The organism is Rubritalea sp., assembly GCF_051252225.1.
Lineage (GTDB): Bacteria > Verrucomicrobiota > Verrucomicrobiia > Verrucomicrobiales > Akkermansiaceae > Rubritalea.
In genome coordinates, this window is sequence record NZ_JBPOGE010000002.1 from 248,127 (window position 1) to 264,849 (window position 16,723).

Annotated in this window: 20 protein-coding genes; 3 read left to right on the top strand and 17 right to left on the bottom strand. The window is 47.2% G+C overall.

Going from position 1 to position 16,723, the window contains the following annotated elements; translation table 11 throughout:
• Positions 1-43 precede the first annotated feature (43 nt).
• From ACSHX2_RS03535 to ACSHX2_RS03545, 3 genes are all read left to right on the top strand, one after another.
• Positions 44-754: a 3-keto-disaccharide hydrolase gene (locus tag ACSHX2_RS03535; protein ID WP_435690632.1), complete on the top strand. Its 711-nt coding sequence runs from the start codon at positions 44-46 to the stop codon at positions 752-754.
• 16 nt (positions 755-770) lie between these two features.
• Positions 771-2,657, top strand: coding sequence for a sulfatase (locus tag ACSHX2_RS03540; RefSeq protein ID WP_435690634.1), 1,887 nt, complete (start codon positions 771-773; stop codon positions 2,655-2,657).
• Between the two features lie 177 nt (positions 2,658-2,834).
• Positions 2,835-3,518, top strand: coding sequence for a 3-keto-disaccharide hydrolase (locus ACSHX2_RS03545; protein ID WP_435690636.1), 684 nt, complete (start codon positions 2,835-2,837; stop codon positions 3,516-3,518).
• Between the two features lie 38 nt (positions 3,519-3,556).
• Here ACSHX2_RS03545 and ACSHX2_RS03550 read toward each other — a convergent pair whose 3' ends face one another.
• The 17 genes from ACSHX2_RS03550 to rplD all read right to left on the bottom strand — a co-directional run bounded on the left by ACSHX2_RS03550 (position 3,557) and on the right by rplD (position 16,715).
• Positions 3,557-5,188 (bottom strand): fibronectin type III domain-containing protein, encoded by a 1,632-nt coding sequence (locus tag ACSHX2_RS03550; RefSeq protein ID WP_435690638.1) that lies wholly within the window; start codon positions 5,186-5,188, stop codon positions 3,557-3,559.
• 67 nt (positions 5,189-5,255) lie between these two features.
• Positions 5,256-7,229 (bottom strand): NPCBM/NEW2 domain-containing protein, encoded by a 1,974-nt coding sequence (locus tag ACSHX2_RS03555; RefSeq protein ID WP_435690640.1) that lies wholly within the window; start codon positions 7,227-7,229, stop codon positions 5,256-5,258.
• A gap of 77 nt (positions 7,230-7,306) precedes the next feature.
• A complete protein-coding gene (locus tag ACSHX2_RS03560) occupies positions 7,307-8,329 on the bottom strand; it encodes a DUF7133 domain-containing protein (RefSeq protein ID WP_435690642.1) in 1,023 nt (340 codons plus the stop codon).
• 26 nt (positions 8,330-8,355) lie between these two features.
• Positions 8,356-9,867, bottom strand: coding sequence for a sulfatase family protein (locus tag ACSHX2_RS03565; protein WP_435690842.1), 1,512 nt, complete (start codon positions 9,865-9,867; stop codon positions 8,356-8,358).
• 89 nt (positions 9,868-9,956) lie between these two features.
• The gene (locus ACSHX2_RS03570) at positions 9,957-10,847 is read right to left on the bottom strand and encodes a ThuA domain-containing protein (RefSeq protein ID WP_435690644.1); all 891 of its coding nucleotides are present in this window, start codon (positions 10,845-10,847) and stop codon (positions 9,957-9,959) included.
• Between the two features lie 230 nt (positions 10,848-11,077).
• Entirely contained in the window at positions 11,078-11,299 is a 222-nt protein-coding gene (gene rplX, locus ACSHX2_RS03575) for a 50S ribosomal protein L24 (RefSeq protein ID WP_435690646.1), read from the bottom strand.
• Positions 11,300-11,320: 21 nt separating this feature from the next.
• Positions 11,321-11,686 (bottom strand): 50S ribosomal protein L14, encoded by a 366-nt coding sequence (rplN, locus tag ACSHX2_RS03580; RefSeq protein ID WP_435690648.1) that lies wholly within the window; start codon positions 11,684-11,686, stop codon positions 11,321-11,323.
• A gap of 76 nt (positions 11,687-11,762) precedes the next feature.
• Positions 11,763-12,026 (bottom strand): 30S ribosomal protein S17, encoded by a 264-nt coding sequence (gene rpsQ, locus ACSHX2_RS03585; protein ID WP_435690650.1) that lies wholly within the window; start codon positions 12,024-12,026, stop codon positions 11,763-11,765.
• Between the two features lie 23 nt (positions 12,027-12,049).
• Complete coding sequence (gene rpmC / locus ACSHX2_RS03590) at positions 12,050-12,247, bottom strand: 50S ribosomal protein L29 (RefSeq protein WP_435690652.1); 198 nt, start codon at positions 12,245-12,247, stop codon at positions 12,050-12,052.
• A gap of 36 nt (positions 12,248-12,283) precedes the next feature.
• Positions 12,284-12,703 carry a 50S ribosomal protein L16 gene (gene rplP / locus ACSHX2_RS03595; RefSeq protein WP_435690654.1) on the bottom strand — a complete coding sequence of 140 codons (420 nt, stop codon included), beginning with the start codon at positions 12,701-12,703 and terminating at the stop codon, positions 12,284-12,286.
• 40 nt (positions 12,704-12,743) lie between these two features.
• Positions 12,744-13,454, bottom strand: a complete 711-nt coding sequence (rpsC, locus tag ACSHX2_RS03600; RefSeq protein WP_435690656.1) for a 30S ribosomal protein S3 — start codon at positions 13,452-13,454, stop codon at positions 12,744-12,746.
• 24 nt (positions 13,455-13,478) lie between these two features.
• Positions 13,479-13,820 carry a 50S ribosomal protein L22 gene (gene rplV, locus ACSHX2_RS03605; RefSeq protein WP_435690658.1) on the bottom strand — a complete coding sequence of 114 codons (342 nt, stop codon included), beginning with the start codon at positions 13,818-13,820 and terminating at the stop codon, positions 13,479-13,481.
• A 36-nt stretch (positions 13,821-13,856) separates the two neighbouring features.
• On the bottom strand, positions 13,857-14,579 hold the full coding sequence (locus ACSHX2_RS03610) for a hypothetical protein (protein ID WP_435690660.1): 723 nt from the start codon (positions 14,577-14,579) through the stop codon (positions 13,857-13,859).
• Positions 14,580-14,597: 18 nt separating this feature from the next.
• Complete coding sequence (rpsS, locus tag ACSHX2_RS03615; RefSeq protein WP_435690662.1) at positions 14,598-14,867, bottom strand: 30S ribosomal protein S19; 270 nt, start codon at positions 14,865-14,867, stop codon at positions 14,598-14,600.
• Between the two features lie 37 nt (positions 14,868-14,904).
• Positions 14,905-15,738: a 50S ribosomal protein L2 gene (rplB, locus tag ACSHX2_RS03620; RefSeq protein ID WP_435690664.1), complete on the bottom strand. Its 834-nt coding sequence runs from the start codon at positions 15,736-15,738 to the stop codon at positions 14,905-14,907.
• Between the two features lie 61 nt (positions 15,739-15,799).
• Positions 15,800-16,084 carry a 50S ribosomal protein L23 gene (rplW, locus tag ACSHX2_RS03625; protein ID WP_435690666.1) on the bottom strand — a complete coding sequence of 95 codons (285 nt, stop codon included), beginning with the start codon at positions 16,082-16,084 and terminating at the stop codon, positions 15,800-15,802.
• Positions 16,085-16,106: 22 nt separating this feature from the next.
• Positions 16,107-16,715 (bottom strand): 50S ribosomal protein L4, encoded by a 609-nt coding sequence (gene rplD / locus ACSHX2_RS03630; RefSeq protein ID WP_435690667.1) that lies wholly within the window; start codon positions 16,713-16,715, stop codon positions 16,107-16,109.
• Between the last annotated feature and the right edge of the window lie 8 nt (positions 16,716-16,723).

The following is a 16,723-nucleotide window of genomic DNA, read 5'->3' on the forward strand; positions in this document are numbered from 1 at the left end:
ATAATCAACTTACACATAAATATTAATAGCTCCACCGCACACTATGCTTGATAAAATATATTCCACATTAAAGGACCCAATAGTCATGATAACCCTCACTCTGCTGGCAGTGACTCTCCCACTGCTTGCGGAACAAAACAAAAGCCCAGATAACATAGACCTCTTCAACGGCCATGATCTTACAGGCTGGAAAGTGGTCGGAGGCACAGGTAGCTTCAAAGCCGAAGGTGGTTGTATTGTCGGGACTGGCGAAAACATAAAGAGCAACACCTTTCTCCGCACGGAAAAGACCTACACTGACTTCGAGTTCAGCTACGAATTCAAGTTCGACTCACTCGACGGCAACTCAGGAGTCATGTTCCGCGCCGCACAGAAAAACGGCGACGGCCGTGTCTTCGGCTACCAATGCGAAGCTGACAACGGCAAAGGCAGAGCCTGGACCGCAGGCCTCTACGATGAAGCTAGACGTGGATGGCTCAGCCCAATCAAAGGAAAATTAGAAAACGACGTCTCCTCTGCCAAACAATTCACCTTACAGGGTAAGACTCTTTTCAAATGGGACGAATGGAACACCATCGTCATCCGTTGCCAAGGTAATCACATCCAAACTTGGCTCAACGGCGTTCAACGCGTTGACTTCACAGATACCGATCCGGAGCACGACACCCGTGAAGGCTTCTTCGCACTCCAAGTCCACAATGGAAAATCCTGCAATGTCCGCTGGCGTAATCTCCAGCTCAGACCTCTCAACTAACATTTCTAATTAGCCCATGAAAACTTTCACCCACATTCTTGCGAGCACAGCTCCTTTACTCGGTCTGATCAGCCTCCTTTCGTCAGCTAATGCGAGCGAGGAGACACGCCCAGCTAAACCTAACATCGTACTCATCGTTAGCGACGACCTCGGATGGCAAGACTTGAAATGCTATGATGTCGATGCTCCATTAGCCTACGACACGCCTTATCTCGATGCATTCGCGAAACGCGGTGTGATGTTCTGGCAGGCCTATTCTCCTGCGCCATCATGCTCACCATCACGCTGTGCGATCGTCAGTGGTAATCACCCAGCAAGAGCCCAGAAAACTCACGTGCTCGGAGGTAAACCACCGTATGCGAGTAGTTCGTCACGCATGGTCACGCCATGGTTTAGCGGCCGTATGCCTGAGGACACCTTCACAATAGCACGCGCCTTAGATTCTAATGGGTACACTACTGGGCACGCAGGGAAATGGCATATAGCCATCGACCACAGTGCCTTCCCTCAGCCTAAAGATGTGGGATTTGACTTCACTAAATCCAGCCGTGGAGCACACAGCGGAAGAGGCTTGGACAACCCTCTAACAGGTTTTGCTACCCGTGATGAGAAGGATCCATACCGCCTCGATGAAAATGGTTTCCCCTACCATCAAAACAACGAGGACGCTCTCGACTTCATCAAAGAAAATAAAGAAGACCCTTTCTTCCTCTACTACTGCACTTGGCTCGTCCACAGCCCCATCGTCACTCGCAATGAAGCGCTTCTTAAAAAGTACGCGGAGCGTATGGGAGTCGACCCAGCCACTAGGGTTGGTAAAAATACGAAATCCAAGAAACCTGGACAAACCAATCCATTTTACGGTGCCATGGTAGAATCCCTCGACTATTACATGGGCCAAGTTTTTGAGTATTTAGACAAAACTGATGACCCACGCTGGCCGGGCCATAAACTCAGTGAAAACACCTACGTCATTTTCACTTCCGATAACGGGGGCGTCGTGGGCTACACCGACAACACCCCGCTCGACAAAGGGAAGACCTCTGCCAAAGAAGGTGGCACCCGAGTTCCTCTCATGATCGTTGGACCAAACATACAAAAAGGCGCACAAAGCGATGCCATGGTCAACGGCTTAGATTTCTATCCGACTATCGTTTCACTCACCGGCACCAAACTCCCAGCTGAGAAACACCTCGATGGTTGCGATATCTCACCTCTCCTTCTGGGCGATCCAACAGATAAAAGTCTCATCAAACTCAGTGATGGTTCAGTGCGTGAGTTCATGGTGTGGCATTTCCCACACAACAACGATTACGAAAGCACCATCATCAATGATGGCTATAAACTCATTCGTAACTACGACCACGTCAATAACCCCAGCGAACCTGCAATCGAACTCTTCCAACTCTACAAAAGTGAAAATGGAAAAGACGTGAGAGTCGACATCGAGGAAGCCAAAAACCTTGCCAAATCGATGCCTGAAAAGACCCAGGATATGGATAACCAGCTCACCAGTATGCTTACAGAAATGAAGGCCAGCTACCCGAGTTACAATCCAGACTATAAAGGCGAACTCCCGAACCAAGACCTTATACCATCAATCTCTCAAGTGAGTGAAAAGGGCGGCACTGTCACTGTCACCTATAAGGAAAATGGAGCTACTATAGAGCAAGCCCAGCTCATCTACACACACAATGGTGGAGACAAGCACGAAGAATGGTTCAAAGCCCCACTCACTAAAGTAGATGAAACCAGTTTCAAAATAGCGCTACCGAAAGAAACCACCCATTACTTCATCAATCTCATCGATGAAAATAAATTTCTCGTAAGCTACCCAAGTCTCAAAAAATATAGCCGAAAGACGTCAAAAATGACCGACTTTGCCTTAGCGACTAAACCATAAAAAGATGCTGAGGGAAAACTCAACGAGGTTCAGTCTCCCAACCCAGCATATGCCGAATTCCCACCTCGAAAACTACAGCAGTCTGAAGGACATCAGGCTTAGTGACTAAGTTTCTATCAATTGGAGGAAATGCTGTAGGTTTGACAGCTCTATTCTAACACGATAGAGCTAACATTTATGAAAGCCCTTCTCTGTATTGCACTTACTTTGGCCGCATCTCATTTTCTCTCTGCTGCATCCAGTGACAATGCAAAAGAACCTACGCTTGACGACTCCAAGGACGTTAAACTCATCGCAGAGAACAGCTTTGAGGGCTGGGAAGTCCCTTCAGAACTCTGGACCATTAAAGATGGCGTCATCACTGGTGATACTGCCGGCAAAAAACTCAAAGAGCCTGAATGGATCTATACAAAGAAAAAATTCCGCGACTTTATTTTTTCAGCTGACGTGCGCCTCAGCGGTGGCCCAAAATCCAACTCGGGCATCTACTTTCGTGTGAAGCGATTTGATTTCAAATGGCGAGGTTCTACTTATGATGCACCATCTGGCTATGAGTACGATGCAGGCCTAGACTCACGACACAATGGCTCTCTTGGTGACTGGTACGCCCGCCCATCTTTACGCGTATTCGCAGATAGCGAACTCATGAAAAAGGTTTTTAAACCTGAAGACTGGAACCGCATGACCATCCGAGCTGAAGGCGATCATATTGAATATTGGCTCAATGGGACCAAAGTTTTAGACTATATTGACAAGGACCCTAAGCGTTCACCTGAAGGGATCATAGGACTACAGATGCATGATAAGCTCGTGATGAAGGTAGAAATGCGCAAGGCAGTCATACTCACTCTCAATGAATAGAATCTTTAGCTTTTCATTCAGCTATCAGACGTTCTGAGCTAGTTCTCTCGGTGTAACGGCAAACTAAAGTTACTACGTATCTTGATAGGCTCAGGAAGCATGATCTCAGCATTAATCCAATAACCCAACCTAACCTTATTTAGAGGCAAGGGCTTCTTAGAGTTTGCAGTGTAGCTTACTGCGTGCTCTTTAGTTTCTCCTGAAGCCAAGGTGAAACGCGCGTCGGAAAACCCACTCGCTTTGACCTGCTTTCCTCGAACAGCTGGGCTCAGGCTATAGCGCATTGGATGCTTAAAACTATTGGTAACCTTAATAGTGGTCGCTCCCCCCATCCACTGATTACCTGCTACCTTATAGCCAGGTGAACTAGTACAACTTTTGGGCAGCATGTAGGCGTTTTTAATGCCCTCCCTAATCTCCCCAGCAGCAGCTGCTTCAGGATTGTCCTCAGGATACACATCAAACACCTGATTTTCCATCCCCACAGCGCGATACACGATTCCTGAAGTATTGCTATCTACGCACCAAAAGTGCTGTGAAGAGGTACACTCCTTCAAATACCAACGCCCACCGTAATCGATTTCGCGGACGTTACGCCCCCAGCAGCCATCGCCTAAATACAGTGTTCCTGTACCGTCAGTACTCACCTTTCCGTCTTTGATGAGATGGCTCCTTTTATGAGTGTGGTCATGATTTTCAAAAGCAACGGTGAGGTTCATTTCATCAAATACTGGAGCCCAGTACTTACGGCCTAGAGCTGAGTGCTCCTCCATAAAGCCACGGTGACTCGGGTACAGCGGCACATGGTAGACAGCTACCGTATATGGCACGTCTTCAAATTTGGTAAGTTCACTACGTATCCAATCTACCTGGGATTCATGGCTGGCAGTATGATTACTATCTAGAATTAGGAGAGCTAGGTTTTCCCCAAAGCGCCGAGAGAAATGGTTTTTTTTCATATCCTGCCCAAACAAACCAGAAATGAAGGGCGCATCCTTAAAGGTTTTGCCGAACATCCCTTGGGTCTCGTGATTTCCAACTCCGACAATCAATGGAATACTGTCCCCCTCTGAAGTCACCATTTCCTCGGTGTAATAGGTCAGCCACTTATCCCACAAATGCACATTTCCAAGCTGGCCATTTGCATAAGCGACATCTCCTCCCACCACAGCAAAATTTGGTTCTCTTGATGCAGCATGACGTAATAAAGTCCGCACATCCTCACTGGTCCCCATATCACCCCCCGTTACGAAGCGGAGCGGTGAATCATCAGTGGGAATAGTCCAGACCGTATACTCTGAAGATTCAGGCAATGGCTTTCCATCTGAATCACACAAACTGATATAGTAGCGTGTATTAGGAGTGAGTTCGGTCAAGTGAACACGATGGATGTAACGGCCATTGAGACCCTCAATCTGCGACATCTCCCCTTCTACAGATTTATGTGAGCCGGTCATAGCCTCAGCTATCGGCAAAGTGCCATACTTTACTATAGGATTAGCTAAAGGTTTTGAATACGTCTGCCAGTTTACCGTAAGCGTCGTTGATGGATCTCCTGCATAGGTGAAGACAGTAAAGCGTGGCGTCGTGTCTGCCACAGATGAATGCAAACTGCAGAGTAAGACGACAGACACCAAAAACATTTTTGCAACTAAACGTAAGTTCCCCATGACTTAAACCAGCATATTAAAAGGCTGATAGCAAACTGCGGTTTTTGTCATGTATGACCCCACCGAATCAATTACGTGTGTCGAGCGACTTGATATAGTAGAGCAAGTCCCCAAACTCTGGAAGAGTCAGTTCATCGGTTAGATGGAGGCTCATCATGTTGAGGCCTGGCTCTCGCTTCTCAACATCAGACATGTTCAGGGTGGTAGGCATACCAGCAATGTTATGGAGAGTGATTTCCGCCTGATCTTCTTTCACGATAGTCCCCGTGTGCACCATGCCATCCTTAACAGTGAGGTTCACCCAGCTTGGCGCGATGGTTGCTCCAGGCTTCATAATAGCTTCCGTTAAGTCGGTAATGCTCATCTTCCCTAGTTTAGTTAGATCTGGTCCTTTCACGACTGCCTCCTTATCGATGTTATGGCAGCTCGCACAGCCGACTTTAGTAATCAGTTTGGCTCCATTCGCAGCTTTCCCTTTATACCTATTCATAAAGAGCACCACATCTTCGATCGCTGTGTTGCCGATCTTTTTCACTTTCTTCTTATTATTCTTCTGAGGCCTTGGATTAAGCTCAGGGACATAGGCCTTGTTCTTTTTCAACACGCCTATGATGTCTTTTTTGTCTCCCTGGTTAGCAATTTCACTACTAAAAAATGCATTAATCGCTGAGGTTCCAGACCAATCCACTGGAGTGAAATACGGTCCATCTGGATTCGGGCGCGTCCCCCACCAAGTCGTGCCATCGTAACTTTTTTCTTTTTGATGCAGTCGCGCAAGCACCTTAACGATCGCAAACTTCTCTGGCCCCTGAACCAGCTTGGCTCTGCGAGTGAGAGCATCAACAATCTTATCAGAATGCATAAATTTGGCGGTCGCTAAAGCTCCTTGATAAGCCTCCCCCTCACCGAGCATAATTGATTCCACAAGAGCGTCTTCAGCATTGAGAGCAACCAATGCTTTCTGCGCAAGATGCGGTAGCACTCTATCCTTATTTGGTGTCGAATGGGGATTCAGTACGTTTGGAGCTATGTACCCAGCCTCCTCCGTAGGCTTCGTAGCATGTTCACTCACAGCAAATAGCAACTTACCTTTTTTATTACCCTGTCCCTTTGCTCCCTCTGTTAGAATGCCAGTCGCCGTGAACATTTTCGCATCAGCCGGGATAGAATAAACAATCTCTGCTTGAGCATGTACTCCCAGCCCTTTGGCTGCTTTGCCCTTATACTTAAGCAGCTTCCCTGTGCAGTCCTGGTTCACCCCGAAAACGCCTCGATCCACACTGATAGAGTCCGGCTTTACTTTTGTGAGGTCGATCTTCTTTCCGTCCTTGAGAATGATCGTTGGATTAAGCCATGCTGCGTGATCAAACTTATTCTGATCCACTTGATCAGTGATCAAAACAAGCTGCGTTAATTTTTCTATGTTAACCTCGATTTCCCTCTCTTGCTTGAAATCGGATAAAACTTTGGACTTATAAATCGGGGCTTTCGAACTTTTATCGATTGTCTCTGATCTTACTGGCGAAACAGCCATTGAAATCAGTGCTGACGCTGCTTGCTTATTTCCAATTCTACCAAGAGCTATCACTGCTGCTGCCTGAACACGGGGATCATCATCTGTTAGGAATTTTGCGATGAACATAGCGTCCGCAGCTTTTGCTACAGTCAGTTCATCAGCCATTGCTCGGATCGCATGCTCTCGAATAACAGCGTCTTTCGATAATTCCTGAAGTGTAGAAAGGGACTTCACACCTTCAACTTGCACATAGGCATATAGAGCCGCGATACGAGAGTGTTTGCTATTACTCTGATCCTGGATGCATTCTAAAACTGTAGCGGAAGCAGCATTTCTCCTTACAAGCTCGTATGATGCATAGGTTCTCGCTGTGTGACTGTTAGTATTCAATGCACTAATGAGCGCACTATCACTCAGCTCGCTGAGCACTGGAAAGGCCTTATATTTCCATCCTTTAGGTACCACCAATGAGACGTAGCCTTTGTCTGGGTTCCCTTGATAGCCAGCGCCGTCCCACGCAGACACATAGAGCCTACCTGAGCCTACCTGAGCCTACCTGAGCCTACCTGAGCCTACCTGAGCCTACCTGAGCCTACCTGAGCCTACCTGAGCCTACCTGAGCCATCTATGTCGAGATCTGTCACTTGCGATGCACTCAGAAACCCCTTTACTCTATTAGAAAAGGTGGCTCCTAACGGCTCCAATTCATGTTTATAGATCTTATTGTGCCCCCAGTCAGCTAACAGCACGGAGTTCTCATAAGATTGAGGCCATTGCGGTTCTTCTAGATAAAGCGCGCCAACGCCTGATCCAGCTCCATATTCCCCCATTGCTGGCAGCATATCTTCTGGAAAGTTTGTGTAGAGACTTGGGTAGCCATAGTCGGCTGACTGAATGAAATGAGAAGAACGCGTCCACCAGCCGATACCATCATTGGTATTTTCACGGGTGAAAAGATTCATCTCTGCATCAATTTCAATGTCATACACATTCCGGGTATTTTCTACGTACATTTCCAAGCCTGTGCCATCAGGCCTTACTCGAGCAACAGCTCCATACATCGTAAGCTTACGGCCATCTGTACCTTCTGCATCGACCATTCCAAAATCACCCACAGCGATGTAGATCCATCCATCAATGGCAAATCGAATATTGTTCGTACAATGATCCAACCCACGTTCCTGAATAAACTTACTGTTCCCAATATTCTTCACCAGTGGCCGCGGGGGGCCATCGGCGACGCCGTCCCAGTCCTTGTCCTCAAACACTGACAATTGCTGGTTCGCATACTTGCCACCTTTCACTGTGGTATGAAGAACAATCACCCTGTTCCCAAGAACGGTAATGCCACGAGGATTGTCAATCTTGGCGAACTCAGTCACCACATCTGCTTTGCCATCAGTATCCTTATCGAGCAGCCTTACAACTTTCCCGCGCCCGACTTTTTTGCCCAGGGAACCTTGCATATCCACACCCACAAAAACCTCTCCTGTTGGAGCTGCCGCAATCACTGCTGGGCATGGTGTTTGGCTAGCATCGGAATAACGTGTCTGGACGACTTCCACCGATCCACTATCAGCAAAAGCGCTCGCCAGACAGGTAGTTACTACAATTAACTTATACATCAAAAAATTCATCAACACTTCAGTCTTTAATTATTTTTGGAGCTCACACGGACTCCTTTAGCCTTCATCAAAGCAGTGAGCTGCTTTGCCATCTCCGTCGCTCGTTCAGGATGCTCGCTTATGACATTCTTTTTCTCTCCTTGATCATCAGCCAGATTATACAATTCTCCAGACACCTTTTTACTACTAGATTCCCTTCTAGCTTGGATGTACTTCCATGATCCCACTCGGAGAGCTCGGCCCGCTTTACCTGCTTCTTCTATCATAGATGGTAGGCCTGTTTGATCCTTCCCAAGAAAAGCACTCAAAGTGTTCCGGCTATCAGGTGCGTCATTCTCTGGGAGTTCGACACCTAGCAAGCTCGAAAACGAAGCGATGAAGTCGATCTGGTTGACTAAGGCATCTGACTTTCCTGGCTTAATTTTAGCTGGCCAGCGCACAATAAATGGCACTCTCGTTCCACCTTCATAGATCTGATACTTGCCACCGCGATAAATCCCTGAACCATCATGCCCACGATCCGACTCGCCCTGCGATTTTTTAACTTGAGTACCGTCTGCATAGCCGTCGTCATACACTGGTCCATTATCGCTCGAGAAAATAACAATGGTATTCTCTGTTAGGCCATGTTGCTCCAGAGCCTTCATGATCTCACCTGTCGACCAATCAAACTGCACCATCGCATCTCCGCGGTAGCCAAGTTTAGTTTTCCCCTGAAAGCGTGGGTGTGGTGCGCGCGGCACATGACTATCTTGCGAAGCAAAATAAAGAAAGAAGGCCTTATCCTTATGGTCCTTTATATACTGCTTAGCTTTATCGACAAATACATCAGCCATGGTCTCATCATTCCAAAGTGCTGATTTACCACCCGCCATATATCCAATACGCCCAATGCCATTGATGACACTGTTATTGTGACCATGAGTGCTACGATAATAAGTCATCGCCTCCTGATTCTTTTTCGCATCGGGATAGGCCGTACTGCCTGGACGGTTCACCTGCGCAGTTGATCTTCCAACATAGAGAGGATCCTTGGGATCTAAATTCACCACCTTATGCCCATCAAGATACACGCAAGGAACTCGATCATTGGTAGATGGCAACAGGAAGGAAAAATCAAAGCCTATCTCTAACGGCCCAGGCTTCACTTCAGCGTTCCAATCCACAGCTTGCCCTTCAGCTCCGATACCTAGGTGCCACTTCCCTACCACTCCAGTACTATATCCAGCCTGCTTAAAGAGTTTAGGCAGCGTGAGAATGTCTGTGCCTATTGCCAACGGAGCATTCGGCGGGAGAATGCTGACTCCATCACGAAAGCCGTGGATTCCAGTGAGCAATGAATAACGTGATGGTGTACAAGTAGCAGCAGCGCAATGCCCGTCAGTAAACAACAACCCCTCTTTTGCTAGCTTATCAATGTTCGGAGTTGGGATCATCTCAGAGCCGTAGGCTCCGACATCACCATAGCCAACATCATCGCCGTAAATAATGACCACATTGGGTCGATGGCCAGCGAAGCTTTCACTCACCAAAAGCATACATGAAAGTATAGTTACGCTCTTAATGCTCCGATTCAAACCGTGTGGAATTCTCATATAAAATTGCTCCAAAAAAGAGGATCTGAGACTTACTTCTTGCCTAGGTAATTGATAGAGTTAACGAGTAACTGCTGGAAAGGCTTTTGCTTCCACTCAGCAACACTATGACCCAGCGTGAACGAAACAGACTTAGACTTACCAAGTGGGTGTTCCCAAAGTACGGCAGCTTGATCTTTTCCTTGTTTCCCCTGCATCAGTACAGTGGTTTCAGGAGATTCCTTTGCTGTGATGTAGTTGTTATAGAGTTCGGCTTGCTCGTGCGTGGTGTACCCTTTTACTCCATCGAAAATAGGATGTGACTCATTAAGTGGAATCGCCTGCACTGATTTACGAGGTCCATGCTTTACTGAAGCAATGCCAGTCATATTAGGCCATGCTGGAAACTCTACTCCTGGATGGCTTTCTTTCCACTGAGCAACGAGTTCTTTCTTTGCCTTCACTTTCGTATGGGCTCCAGCGGGACAAACGCAACTAGCCTTCTCTTTATTGCCAGCTTTGTAGGTTGGCCAAAAACTGTGAAGTGACCCATGAATCAGTAGAGAAGGAATCCCTTTCTCTTTAGTGTGGGTAATAATGTTGTGAGGAGCCTCAAGACGGTCGCTATGCGCCATGCAAACATTGTAGACGATGACATCTGACCCCACGCCAAAGTCAGTCTTCGTCGCGAGCTTATTCTCCACTTCATCGAAAGAACCAGACATCACAGTAAGCTGCCAGCCATTGTCTTTGGCGATTTGCTCAAATATTTTACGCTGCGGTGTGTAATCGTTATACTTCCCAGGCTCATGCGTCACATAGAGAACCTTAAGTCCATCTTTAGCCAGTTTAGCTCCACTGACTGTTTCAGGAGTTGCCGCAAACAAAAATGAAGAGAGCAGACTAAAAATGAGCGTTATATATTGAGCTTGGCGTTTTTTCATGAAGTTTTATATTAAAGTGTATTCTGTCGAGTATCGATTCCTATGCATACCTCTACCGAAGTGATTTTATTACAACGGGTCGACCCGATTCATTAAATTAAAATTGGAGGTGTGCTAGCTTCCAAACTCACCTCCCTACTCCTTACTTGTTTCTCCTATATTTTCTGACACAAAAAAAGCGGCTCTCATTGCTGAGAACCGCTTTTTGAAAATCTCGTGAAGAGAGTAGATTAGTCTACTTTCTTAACATTGGAGAGTGCGATCGGGCCGTCGATCTCAACGATACCACCATCTGGGGTAGCTTCGGAGCGTTTGATTGCCTTCTTGATCTTACGAACGCCTTCAACGATTACACGTTGCTTAGCTTCGTTCACAGAGCTTACAGTGCCAGTAGCACCTTTGTGAGCGCCTGCGATAACCTTTACGTTGTCACCCTTTTTTACGTGTGCCATGATAGTTAAGTCAGTTTAGAGTTAGAGTACCTCTGGAGCGAGGGATACGATCTTCATGAACTGCTTCTCACGAAGTTCACGAGCAACAGGGCCGAAGATACGAGTACCTTTAGGGTTGTTGTCCTTATCAATGATGACGATAGCATTGCCGTCGAAACGAAGCACAGAGCCGTCTTTACGACGAACAGGTGCAGCGGTACGAACAACAACAGCTTTAATAACAGCGCCTTTTTTAACGGAAGCTGTTGGAATAGCTTCACGAACGTGTGCTGTGATGATGTCACCTACGTTAGCAACCTTGGAACGAGTTCCGAGGACACCAATCATTTTAGCAGAGCGTGCACCGGTATTATCGGCGATCGCTACTGAGGATTCCATTTGAATCATAAATTTTTATTCAGTTTAATTGTTACAGAGATGGAGATCGGCACCACGATGAGTGATGCCGAATCCTTTGATTTGATTAGTGTGTGAGAACTTCTGTAAGTTCCCAGCACTTAAGCTTAGAGATAGGCTTAGTTTCGGTAATACGTACCTTGTCGCCAACAGCTGCCTTACTTTCTTCGTCGTGAGCGTAGAATTTCTTCGTGCGCTTTACGATTTTCTTGAAGCGTGGGTGAGGAACGCGAGCTACGTATTCTACTACGATAGTCTTGTCCATACCTGTGGAGACAACAACGCCAACGCGGGACTTGCGTAAACCTGGCTTAGTGTTTGATTCGCTCATGTTTGTTTATCCTTTGTTTGGTGTTACTTGTTACGAAGTTCTGTAAGAACTGTATTTACTCGTGCAACTTCGCGGCGGATTGCCTTGATGCGTGCAGTGTTTTCAAGCTGTCCAGTGGACTGCTGAAGACGGAGTGTTAGAGCTTCCTGCTTGAGTTCGCGGAGACGAGTGCTCAGTTCCTCAGCTGAAAGTTCGCGGATGTCGCTAATTTTTGTAGCCATAATAGTAGTTTCTATTGCTGGTTAATATTCTGAGGATTACGCAAGCTTATTACGCTCTACGAAACGAGTGCGGAAACCGAGCTTGTTTGAAGCAAGACGAAGGGCTTCCTTCGCATCTGCTTCAGGTACACCAGCGATCTCGAAGATCATGGTGCCAGGCTTGATTACTGCTACCCAACGGTCAACAGCGCCTTTACCTTTACCCATACGAGTTTCGGCAGGTTTAGCTGTTACTGATTTGTGAGGGAAGACACGGATGTATACTTTACCCTTACGCTTAAGGAAGCGGTTGATGGAGATACGGCATGCTTCGATCTGACGGTTGCTCATCCATGAGCGACCGAGAGACTGGAGACCGAAGTCACCGAAGCTTACGTCAGTTCCGCGCTGTGCATTACCACCGCGATTACCTCGCTGTGACTTGCGGAACTTCGTGCGTTTTGGCATTAAAGGCATAATTCTATATTCCTATATTTAAAGTTTATAAAGTTGAGCTCTAACGACGATCGCGACGGTCACCACCTGGACGGCGGCCACGGTTGCCACGATCATTGCGGTTATTACCACCACCTGCTGTGAGCTTTTCTTCCTTTTTGTTGATCCATACTTTCACACCGATGATACCGTAGACTGTAGCAGCTTCTGCGAAGCCATAGTCGATAGGTACACGGAGTGTCTGAAGAGGTACTTTACCTTCACGGTACCACTCTGCACGTGCGATGTCAGCACCACCTAGACGACCTGCGCAGCGAACACGGATGCCCTCGGCACCGAATTCCATTGCAGTCTGGAGTGAGCGTTTCATTGCGCGGCGGAAAGCGATACGACGCTCAAGCTGAACGGCGATGTTTTCTGCTACGAGTTGAGCGTCTAGCTCAGGCTTACGAATCTCGATGATATCGATTTTCACTTGGCAGCCACCACAGATCTTAGTGATGTCAGATGTCATCTTTTCGATCTCAGCACCTTTACGACCGATCACAAGACCAGGGCGTGAGGTGTGAAGTGTGATGCGAACACTGTTCCATGCACGTTCAATAGTGACGCGTGAAAGAGCAGCGAAGTGAAGACGACCCTTGATGTATTTACGGATCTTGAGGTCTTCGTGTAGCTTGGCGGAGTAGTCTTGGCCTTTAGCATACCACTTAGAACGCCAGTCCTTAGAGACTGCGAGGCGGAATGCGATAGGATTTACTTTCTGTCCCATAATATTGGTTCTTTAAGTGGTTGTTTATGCTTCTGCCTTAGGGGCAAGAGTAATGAAGATATGGCTTGTGCGCTTACGGATAGCACCTGCGGAACCGCGGGCACGTGGTTTGAAGCGCTTGAAGGTAGGACCTTCACCGACTGTAGCTTCTTTTACGATGAGTTCGTCTGCATCGAGTTCGAAGTTGTTTTCTGCGTTCGCAATTGCGGACTTTAGTGTCTTAGCAATGAGAGCAGCTGATTTCTTTGGTGTGAAGGTCAGTGCGTCAAGTGCGGAAGACACAGGAAGACCCTGGATTGCGCGGGCCACGTCACGTGCTTTCTTAGCGGAGACGCGAGCGTATTTGTATGTTGATTTTACTTCCATGGATTTGGTTCCGTTGGATGATTATTTCCTGATTTGTTAATTCGTCTTAATGGATGCGATGTCGCCGAGGCGAACCGCGTTATTGGTGTCTTCGAGCGTCACAACTAGGGCTCCAGATATATCTGGGCGAACCCTGGCTATGATAGCTTCGGCTATTTGGCTATTACCGCGTAGGATACGAAATGTCATGCCGATGCGCACTTGCTGCTTCCCCCCTGCGTTCAGTACCAGCAAGCCTGATTGGCTGTCGATACTGATGATTTTGGCTTCCTGTAGGTTACCAAATTCCACTTGGGGACGCGGCTTGTGCCTTATTCCGAGCTCGACGTCAAGTCCTCTGATAGCAGATTCTACATTTAGTCTTGCTTCGGCGTCAGCGGCAAAGGCAGTTTTGAGGTACTCTCGCACCTGATCGGTGAGCTTCAGCGCGGCTGTTTCCAGCCTACTTAAGCGTTCCTCGAGCACCTTGCGGTTGGCCACCGCCTGTTTGAGTCTCTCATCATCTGTCCCTAATGGGTAGGTTCCGAGTGCCTCAAGATCTAAGCGGATTGTCTCCAGCTCTCCGGTGGCTTCTTGTTCTTGCTTTTTGGCATGAGCAAGAGCCTTGGAAAGTGTCTGATTATGTAATTGAAGGCTGGCTACTTGTTGTTCCAGCCTGAGAAGGCGAGCATCTGTTGTTTCATTTTGTTGCGCGCTACCAACTCCAGCAGAGAAGAGCAAAGCTCCTGCATATACTGAAAGTGAGAAAGAAGCGCGCATAAATAAAACTAGACGGCGTTACTTCTTACCGATACCTCCGTGTGTTTTGAAGATACGAGTCGGTGAGAATTCACCGAGTTTGTGACCTACCATGTTCTCAGTTACGTAAACGGCAACGAATGTTTTGCCGTTGTGAACTGCGAAATTGTGGCCTACAAAGTCAGGTGTAATCATTGAACGACGGCTCCATGTCTTGATCGGCTTTTTGTTGCCGCCTTCGACAGCAGCATCGATCTTATCAAGAAGCTTTTGGTCCACGAATGGTCCTTTTTTGAGTGATCTTGGCATAATGTTAAATTGGTTAAAGATTCTGTGTTGAGTTCAATTACTTAGTGCGACGGGATACGATGAACTTATCGCTGTGCTTGATTCTCTTACGAGTCTTCTGACCCTTAACGTGACCCCAAGGAGACTTAAGGTGCTGACGACCACCACCGGACTTAGATTTACCTTCACCACCACCGTTCGGGTGATCTACTGGGTTCATACACATTCCGCGAACTGTAGGGCGCTTGCCCTGCCAGCGTGAACGGCCTGCTTTACCGGAAACCTCGTTCATGTGATCGCGGTTACCTACTTGACCGATAGTACCAAGACAGTTGTCATTGAACTTACGGATTTCACCAGATGGCATCTTAACGAGAGCGTAACCTTCTTCACGGTTAGAAAGCAAAGCTTCCTGACCTGCGGAACGAGCAACCTTACCACCACCACCCGGAACGAGCTCGATGTTATGAATGCTAGTACCGAGTGGCACGTTCTTAAGTGGTGTTGCGTTACCTACTTTAGGTGCAACGTTTTCACCAGATACAACCTTAGCACCGACCTGAAGGCCTACTGGAGCAAGGATGTAGCTTTTTTGTCCGTCAGTGTACTCGATGAGTGCAATGCGGCATGTACGGTTTGGATCGTATTCGATAGCAACGACTGTTGCTTCTACGTCGAACTTACGACGTTTGAAGTCAACAAGACGGTACTTACGCTTGTGACCACCACCGATGTGACGGCAAGTGATACGACCGCGGTTGTTACGACCACCAGTTCTTTTAAGTGGCTCAGTGAGCGACTTCTCTGGTGTTGATTTTGTGATCTCTTCAAACCCTGGTAGAACCTTATAACGGTTCGAAGGTGTGAATGGTCTAAATGTTTTTAAAGGCATAATTCGCTATTCCTTTCGAATAATTTCGTTTTGCAGCGTTAATAATTAACGATCTCGTTGCTTAGATGAGATCGAGAGTTTCGCCCTCTTTTAGGCGAACAATTGCCTTCTTCCAGTTAGCGGTGCGTCCTGCATCGCTACGGCGTTGGCGTTTCAACTTACCTGCATAGTTGCAAGTACGGACAGCTTCAACCTTCTTACCGAAGAGTTGCTCTATTGCACGTTTGATTTCGAGCTTGTTCGCACGGCGATCCACTTTGAACACGTATTCGTTGTTCTGCTCCGCAAGGAGTGTGGCTTTTTCGCTGAGAAGAACAGTATCGATGACTGTATAAATGTCTTTCATCGTTTTCTTTTCGGTTAGTGGCTTAAGCAGTACGCTTAGCGATGGTTTCAAGTGCGTCTTCAGTAACGATGACTGCATTTGCGTGGAGGATCTGCTCAATGTTTGCTTCTGCAGCAGTGATGAGCTGAACGTTCTTAACATTGCGACCTGCGAGGAAAGTCTGGTCAGTGAATGCGGATGCAATCACGAGAACCTTCTTTGCTTCTGTGATTGTTTTCACAGCTGCAATGAATGACTTAGTCTTAGTATCTGCAATCTCGAAGGAAGCTACAGTGAGGATCTCACCAGCTTCGATCTTAGATGTAAGAACACGACGAAGAGCGAGCTTACGAACGCTCTTAGTTACCTTCTTGGAGTAGTCACGTGGCTTAGGGCCAAATGCTACACCACCACCAACGAAGATTGGAGCACCACGGTCACCGTGACGTGCGTTACCTGTACCTTTTTGTTTGTACATCTTCTTACCGGTACACTTCACCTCTGCACGAGTCTTAGTGTTTGCTGAACCGGAACGGCGATTTGCGCGGTATGCTATTACAAGGTCGTGTACTGCTTGAGTACCTTTACGACCTTCAACAAGATTGATATTAGCAGCTGTTGCTTCTGCTGCTGTTAGTGTTTTAGCTGACATTTCAGTGA

Coding starts and splice junctions, on each gene's coding strand:
- ACSHX2_RS03535 (WP_435690632.1), top strand. CDS start 44: ATGCTTGATAAAATATATTCCACATTAAAGGACCCAATAGTCATGATA.
- ACSHX2_RS03540 (WP_435690634.1), top strand. CDS start 771: ATGAAAACTTTCACCCACATTCTTGCGAGCACAGCTCCTTTACTCGGT.
- ACSHX2_RS03545 (WP_435690636.1), top strand. CDS start 2,835: ATGAAAGCCCTTCTCTGTATTGCACTTACTTTGGCCGCATCTCATTTT.
- ACSHX2_RS03550 (WP_435690638.1), bottom strand. CDS start 5,188: ATGGGGAACTTACGTTTAGTTGCAAAAATGTTTTTGGTGTCTGTCGTC.
- ACSHX2_RS03560 (WP_435690642.1), bottom strand. CDS start 8,329: ATGTATAAGTTAATTGTAGTAACTACCTGTCTGGCGAGCGCTTTTGCT.
- ACSHX2_RS03565 (WP_435690842.1), bottom strand. CDS start 9,867: ATGCTTTTGGTGAGTGAAAGCTTCGCTGGCCATCGACCCAATGTGGTC.
- ACSHX2_RS03570 (WP_435690644.1), bottom strand. CDS start 10,847: ATGAAAAAACGCCAAGCTCAATATATAACGCTCATTTTTAGTCTGCTC.
- rplX (WP_435690646.1), bottom strand. CDS start 11,299: ATGGCACACGTAAAAAAGGGTGACAACGTAAAGGTTATCGCAGGCGCT.
- rplN (WP_435690648.1), bottom strand. CDS start 11,686: ATGATTCAAATGGAATCCTCAGTAGCGATCGCCGATAATACCGGTGCA.
- rpsQ (WP_435690650.1), bottom strand. CDS start 12,026: ATGAGCGAATCAAACACTAAGCCAGGTTTACGCAAGTCCCGCGTTGGC.
- rpmC (WP_435690652.1), bottom strand. CDS start 12,247: ATGGCTACAAAAATTAGCGACATCCGCGAACTTTCAGCTGAGGAACTG.
- rplP (WP_435690654.1), bottom strand. CDS start 12,703: ATGCCTTTAATGCCAAAACGCACGAAGTTCCGCAAGTCACAGCGAGGT.
- rpsC (WP_435690656.1), bottom strand. CDS start 13,454: ATGGGACAGAAAGTAAATCCTATCGCATTCCGCCTCGCAGTCTCTAAG.
- rplV (WP_435690658.1), bottom strand. CDS start 13,820: ATGGAAGTAAAATCAACATACAAATACGCTCGCGTCTCCGCTAAGAAA.
- ACSHX2_RS03610 (WP_435690660.1), bottom strand. CDS start 14,579: ATGCGCGCTTCTTTCTCACTTTCAGTATATGCAGGAGCTTTGCTCTTC.
- rpsS (WP_435690662.1), bottom strand. CDS start 14,867: ATGCCAAGATCACTCAAAAAAGGACCATTCGTGGACCAAAAGCTTCTT.
- rplB (WP_435690664.1), bottom strand. CDS start 15,738: ATGCCTTTAAAAACATTTAGACCATTCACACCTTCGAACCGTTATAAG.
- rplW (WP_435690666.1), bottom strand. CDS start 16,084: ATGAAAGACATTTATACAGTCATCGATACTGTTCTTCTCAGCGAAAAA.
- rplD (WP_435690667.1), bottom strand. CDS start 16,715: ATGTCAGCTAAAACACTAACAGCAGCAGAAGCAACAGCTGCTAATATC.